4 protein-coding genes and 2 pseudogenes are annotated in these 6,461 nt (G+C 68.1%); 2 read left to right on the forward strand and 4 right to left on the reverse strand.

The window, feature by feature from the left end; genetic code table 11:
- Positions 1–268: 268 nt before the first annotated feature.
- Complete coding sequence (locus tag F6X68_RS34030; protein ID WP_225851987.1) at positions 269–535, forward strand: hypothetical protein; 267 nt, start codon at positions 269–271, stop codon at positions 533–535.
- Positions 536–1,127: 592 nt separating this feature from the next.
- On the opposite strand, the gene F6X68_RS04795 is transcribed toward F6X68_RS34030, so the two are convergent.
- The 3 genes and pseudogenes from F6X68_RS04795 to F6X68_RS04805 all read right to left on the reverse strand — a co-directional run bounded on the left by F6X68_RS04795 (position 1,128) and on the right by F6X68_RS04805 (position 3,476).
- A complete protein-coding gene (locus F6X68_RS04795; RefSeq protein ID WP_151453110.1) occupies positions 1,128–2,060 on the reverse strand; it encodes a CU044_5270 family protein in 933 nt (310 codons plus the stop codon).
- Positions 2,057–2,641 carry an RNA polymerase sigma factor gene (locus tag F6X68_RS04800; RefSeq protein ID WP_225851986.1) on the reverse strand — a complete coding sequence of 195 codons (585 nt, stop codon included), beginning with the start codon at positions 2,639–2,641 and terminating at the stop codon, positions 2,057–2,059. Before F6X68_RS04800 ends, F6X68_RS04795 begins: the two co-directional genes overlap by 4 nt.
- Positions 2,642–2,694: 53 nt before the next feature.
- A pseudogene (locus F6X68_RS04805) lies at positions 2,695–3,476 on the reverse strand (transposase family protein).
- A 303-nt stretch (positions 3,477–3,779) separates the two neighbouring features.
- Between F6X68_RS04805 and F6X68_RS04820 the strand changes: the two are divergent.
- Positions 3,780–4,630 (forward strand): annotated as a pseudogene (locus F6X68_RS04820) (IS5 family transposase).
- A gap of 102 nt (positions 4,631–4,732) precedes the next feature.
- Here the strand turns inward: F6X68_RS04820 and F6X68_RS04825 are convergent.
- On the reverse strand, positions 4,733–5,092 hold the full coding sequence (locus F6X68_RS04825; protein ID WP_151453111.1) for a hypothetical protein: 360 nt from the start codon (positions 5,090–5,092) through the stop codon (positions 4,733–4,735).
- Between the last annotated feature and the right edge of the window lie 1,369 nt (positions 5,093–6,461).

The following is a 6,461-nucleotide window of genomic DNA, read 5'->3' on the forward strand; positions in this document are numbered from 1 at the left end:
TACCCGCACCCGGTTCAACACCTCGGTGTTCCTCGCCGCGTTCTACCCCGAGATCGTCAACCTTGCGCGGCTGTTCTGCTCGCCTACGAGGCGGGCCGTTGCCCGCCGGGCGCTGACCTCCGCGGAGCACCGGCTCACCATCACCGCCGACATCAGCCGGCAGATCGGACCTGAGCCCGTCCCCCATAACTGGCCCGTCACCCAGGAGTGGACCGGGTACGAAACGGACCGTTGGCTGCGGGCGATGGCCGGCCTGCCGGATGTCGTCGTGCCCAACCGCACGTTCCCGCAGACCCGCCGGGTCACCTTCGACGGCGTCCCGGTCAACCACGCCACCTCCGACGAGACCCTCGCCAAGAAAGCCAACAAGGAGTTCAACAAGCACCGCCATGTTCCGAGCTGGGCGCTACCGAACTACGCCGACCGGCCCACCAACCACGACCTGCCGCTCGACTACCAACCCGAGCCCGAACACCACCCACGCCTCAGCCTGTCGCAGCTGCTGGACGCACTCATCGCCCACAGTGCCAAGTAGATCCGGACGACTAACCTGATCTTGTCCGCGCGGACCTGGCACAACCGCAGCTCAGGCACCGACACCAGTGCCACTTTCCGCCGGACGGGACACCACAGGGGCGTTACCGGCCAGGCGTCACAACCACCTGGTCGACCAGCGTGCCCTCTCCACAGCACTTGACAATGACCGACGGTCGGATGAATTGCTCCCACCAGGCTAGCCGGCGGTCATCATCTCGTACCCAGCGCCGATGCCGGCGAGGGTCCCCGATCGTGGCCCGCCTCCCCTACGGCAGGACGCTGCATGAGGCTGCGCCGAATCCGAAACTGCGACCGTGGCTGCTTGCCCTCACTGTGGACCTGGTTAAGCGCCAACTGAGCCTTTTCCAAGTCAATCCGGCAGCTCAGGGCGAGCGCGGCGAGCCCGGAGGTCGATGAGGGCGAGGCTTCAGGTAAGACAGCAGCCGACCAAGATCCGATGCCCGACCGGTAGCCTCGCCTGTGCTGTCTTACCCCTCCACGATCTCGCTGTTCAGCCGCACCCTGAACCACCTCGCCAACCTCGTCCGCCAGCACTACAACCAGCATCGATCCCGCCGGTTGCTTGGCAGCTACCTCTCTGGGCGCTGTCCGAGGTTCGACACCACGGCTCGCTGCAGCACCGCAGTCGTGCCCAGCACCGTCCCAGCCGGCCCGTCGGCGGTGTCCGCCACGAGGTAACTGCGCTCACCGAGGTATTCGTACGTTTGTTCATCGAAGATCCACTCTTTGCGCCGGCTCCGCTCGGTGTACGCGACAGCCACCCCCCGCCGCCCGGCCGCGTCCGTGACCCCGCGGACCACCTCGATCCCCGGAATCTTCGCCGCGGCCTGGTAGAGCGCGGCAGTCGTCTGTGGCGGTACCAGCGACTCGCGCAGGATGTCGCCGATCGCGGTAAACGCCGCGCCGTCGCGGCTGTTGCCTCTGCCACGCTCGTCGCGCTCCCGGTAGAGCTTTTCCAGCAGGGCGTCCGGATTGCTAGGCAGATCGACGAGCGCCGCGTTCGGCGTCACGTCCGTGAGCGTCTCCCGCTCCTGGATCACACCGATGATCGGCACGTCGAAGAACGGCTGGCGGAGCAAGCCGTCACCGCGTTCGTTCCGCGGGATCCAGATCTCCCGCTCGTGCACCGGCTGCAGCCGCGCCGGACCGTCACCCAGCTCGGCGAACGCACCCCGGCTCCTGATGTAGACGTACTCTCCCTCGCCGGACAATGGGTCCGGCGTATTGGCGGCCGCTGCGGCCATCCGGTTCAGCAACAACGTCGCGCCACTGCGTTCGCCCTGCTCGACCGTCACGATCAGCGGCGCGCTGTCTGGTGCCCACGGCTGGGCGATCGCCCCGGCCGCAACCGCGACCGCCAGCACGCCGGCCGCAGGCGCGAGCACCAGCATCCGCCGTGGCCGCCGGGCCGGCCGCTCAACCTCGTTCATCAGATGATGCCGCAGTGCCTGCCGGCGCAGCGCCGACATGGCCGGCACCTGGGGGGCGGTGGGCTCGCTCATCGGTACTCTCCCTGCTCGACGGGGATCATTCGGCTACGCGCCATCTCCTGCTGTGCCAGCACCCGCAGCCGGGTCCGGGCCCGCGACAGCCGCGAACGCACGGTCCCGACAGGTACACCCAGCGCCTCGGCCGCCGCCGCGTAGTCCAGTTGCGACCACACGCAGAGCAGGAACACCTCCCGGTCCGCCCGGCGCAGCGCCCGCAGTCCCGCCATGACCGCAGCCACCTGGTCGGCATCGTGCATCCGGGCAACCACCTCGTCAGCGAAGTCCGGGACGGTGTCGCGTACCGGCAATCGCCGCAATGCCTCCCGGTGCCGGCGCGCCGCCCGCCTGCGATTGCGCAGCACATTGGTGGCGATCCCGAGCAGCCACGGCCGCAGGCTGTCTCCATCCGGATGCAAGGATTCGCGGATTCGCCACGCCTCAAGGAAGGTCAGCGACACCACATCCTCGGCCTGAACCGGATCGCCCCCACTCCACACCGCATGCCGATAAATCGCATCGGCATGCTCATCGAAGAGCGCACCGAACGCATCGGTGTCTCCGGCCCGGACCCGGACCCGCATCTCAGCTGTCACACCTGTACCTGTCCGCAGCCGCCACCGAGTTCCACCATCGGGGACATTTCCCATCATGCGTAGCGGTTCGCTTCGACGTGGTGCAGGACGAGGATGGCCTGCACGATCTCGGTGGCGCGGAGCGGGCAGCAGCGCAGCTTGGTCAGCATCTTCCAAGTCTTGAGCGTCGCGATGGCGCGTTCGCCGCGAGCGCGAATTCTGGCGTGTGCCCGGTTGACCGCCTTCTGTCCGCGCGAGAGCTTCGGCCGGTGGCGGCGCCGCTTGTGAACGGTGTGCGCACGCTGCCCCGGGCGCCTTGGTAGCCCTTGTCGGCGAAGGTCATCACCTCCGCGCTGGTCAGCGCGTCAATGATGCCGTGGACGCGGGCGGCGGTGAGGTCGTGCGTCGAGCCCGGCAGTGCCGGTGAGGCCCACACGAGCCGGCCGGCGGCGTCGGCGATGACCTGCACGTTCACGCCGTGCCGCTTATGTTTGCCGGAGTAGTACGGCCTCTGGTCCGCCACCCGGTCGATCGGGATCAGGGTGCCGTCCAGGATCGCGTACGCCAGCCGGCGGATCCGGTCCATGGCGGTGTCCAGGTCATCGGCGGCCGACGCGAGCAGGGCTACAGCTTCCTGCACGTACCGCCATGCAGTAGTCACGCCGATGGCGAACCCGGCAGCGAGGCGGGTGTAGGTATCACCGATGCGCAGGTGCGCCAGAGCGAGCAGTGCCTGCCGTCCCGCGTCGAGTCGCCGCCACCGGGATCGACGCTGGTTGCGGTGGCTGCGGATACGGTCAGCGAGGTGGTTGAGGGTCCGGCTGGACAACGAGATCGTGGAGGGGTAAGACAGCACAGGCGAGGCTACCGGTCGGGGCATCGGATCTTGGTCGGCTGCTGTCCTACCCGGAGCCTCACCTTCATCGATTCCCGGGCTCGCCACACCCGCCCTGAGCTGCAAGATCAGCCTGGAAAAGGCTCAGCGTGCCTCGATGCACCGGTTGGCGTACCGTGATCGAGCGCTTCGGTCAGTCCGCCGTCGGGGCTGTCGACGGGTTTGCCGGAAGCCGGACGAGTACGTGTCTTGATCTCGCCACCCGCCTCAGTCGCCTTCCTAGGCCGTGTTTTCAAAGGATCTTGGTGTCGGATGATGTAGCGCGTGGGTCGTCGCTACGAGTTGTCTGACGTCGAGTGGGAAGCGCTGTCGCGGTACCTGCCGTCGGCGGTGACCGGTGGTCGGCCTCGGGCCGATGACCGGCGGGTGCTCAACGGAATCGTGTGGAAGATTCGGGCCGGGGCGGCGTGGCGGGATGTGCCCGCCCGGTACGGGTCCTGGCAGTCGATCTACACCCGTTTCCGCAGGTGGGCCCTGGACGGCACGTTCGAGCGGATGCTCGCCGGGGTCCAGGCCGATGCGGACGCGGCCGGGGACATCGACTGGTTGGTGTCGGTGGACTCGACCATCGTGCGAGCCCACCAGCACGCCGCGGGCGCCAAAGGGGGCACCGAGAAACGGACGAACCACAAGATCACGCCCTCGGCCGATCTCGAGGTGGACTGACCACCAAGATTCACCTCGCGTGCGACGGCCTGGGTCGGACCCTGGCCTTCGTGCTCTCCGGTGGCAACGTCAACGACTGCACCCGCTTCCACCATGTCATGGCCGCGATCCGTGTCGAACGTTCAGGTCCGGGCCGGCCTCGCGTCCGGCCGGAGCACGTCATAGCCGACAAGGGCTACAGCTCCAAGGCCATCCGGGCAGACCTGCGCCGCCGCGGCATCGGACACACCATCCCCGAACGCACCGACCAGAAGGCCAACCGCCGCCGGCGAGGCAGCCGCGGCGGCCGGCCACCGGCGTTCGACAAGCAGCTCTACCGGCACCGCAACGTCGTCGAACGGTGCTTCAACCGGCTCAAGCAGTGCCGCAGCCCGGCGACCCGCTACGACAAGACAGCAACGTCGTACCGGGCCACCGTCACCATCGCCGCGCTACTCCAATGGTTGTGAACCTTTGAAGACACGGCCTAGACCGTATGTCGCAGGTTCGCACCCGCCCGTGGGCACCAGGTCACCGCCGCTTCACGACCGCTGTCCCGCCCTTCACCAGTGTCACGCCGCCTGCCGCGACCGCCTCAGCCGGCTCAGGTCGACGCCGTAGGCGAGCGCGATGGTGAAGGTCAGCGCCGCGCCGGCCCAGGCGGCCCACCAGAACAGGAAGCCGCGCAGGTCGAGTCCTTTGCCGTTGGCGAGCATCGGGTCGTACGGCGGAGGAAACAGCCGGTGGAAAGCAGGACCGCCGAAGAGGAAGATTGCCCCGGACACGATCATGCCGCTGGCCACGAAGAGCCGCAGGGGCCGCCTGCCAAACTCTCGCTGCCGCCGGATCAGGTTGGCGACCAGGCTCAGGCCGATTGGTCCGCCGAGGACGAGAGCCCCGCAACCGATGAGCGTCGCTGTCCCATACGTCACGCACCGATGCTACTTCCGTACCTGACCGTGCTCGAACGCAGGATCCAGGATGGCCGGCGGGTCACGCTCGTGCACGGTGGCGGCAGGCCAAGTGTGGACGCTGCAGCCCTGCCGGTGCGGCCGGACACCGATGTGCTGGGGTGACCTTCCGACCTCGGAACGCCTGCAGGGGACGTAAAGCAGCGGCGAGGCAGCAGGAGGGCAGCACCAACGTCGGTCGGGTTTGGTCCATGACGTCAAGCAGTGCTTACCAGCGCCTGCTTGTCGATGTCGGCTCCGCCTGGTATGGCCCAACACCGGGCGGTAGGTTGAGACCGCATCCCTCCAGCGGGGGTCAACCGGGGTCGCCAGAGGAACGGCTGTCGACAGCAACGTTGCGGGACGGCGGCACTCTGCCGAGCGCTCGCAGAGTACTCAGGTCTACGCCAATGCTCGTCCCGGACCGCACGGAACTCCGCCCGCCGCGCTCGGCCTGCTGGCGGCCTCCGGCCGGCATCGGCCGGCGCGGCGGGCCAGACTGCCCGGCCGCGCTACTCCGCTGGGTTCGCCGCAATGAGTAGGTGGCCCCACTTGCGCTGGGACCAACTCAGCAGTCCAAGAAGGAAGACGACGGGACCTCCTAAGGTCCACAGCACGCCGACCTTCTGGCTGCCAGGGAAGGAGACAACTTCTGCGACCAGAAGAACTCCGACAACGGCTACCAACGCGCCCGCCGCAGGCTGTAGCCATCGCGGTAGGCGGTTCGAACGGCTCTTATGTAGCAGATGCTCCCCGTACTTGCGGGCGGCTTCGGATACCTTGGGATCCGGCGCTGACTGTCCCTCCTTCGCTCGCAGTACGGCCTCACGTCGCTGCTGCGCACTCACCCGACGCCAAGCGGTGCGGGCCTGCCGTCGCTGCTGCCAGGTAAGAACGAATAGATCATCACGCACGTCTGGGAGGGTAGCCGGTTCAGACCAGCAGGCAGCACGAGAATGGCCGTGCCGATTGCGAGGTGGTCGTCCGCCGTGCCGTACCTGGCCCGAGGGCCGGGGCGTGTCGTGGTCCCGGCAATCGCTGCCGCGCCGCTTCGCGGCTTGCCACCGAAGTACGTGGTTCAGGCGCGCGACAACCCGGCGCCACGGCAAGCCGCCCCGGCCCGAAGGCCGGGGCGGAAAGCCGTACGACGCCGGACGACCGCGCCCAGGGCGAGCCGTGCCAGCCACGTGCTATAAGCCGGTGCTGTAGGCGGTCACCAGCGGGCAGCACCGGTCAGCGTTACCCCGCCGCCGACCAGGCACAACAGACAGACCGGGACAGCCGGATACGATCTTCCAAAGTGGCGGTGCCGTTGGTCGGCGGTCAGGGCAGCAGCGCCCGAAGCCGGCCT

The organism is Micromonospora sp. AMSO12t (assembly GCF_008806585.1).
Lineage (GTDB): Bacteria > Actinomycetota > Actinomycetes > Mycobacteriales > Micromonosporaceae > Micromonospora > Micromonospora reichwaldensis.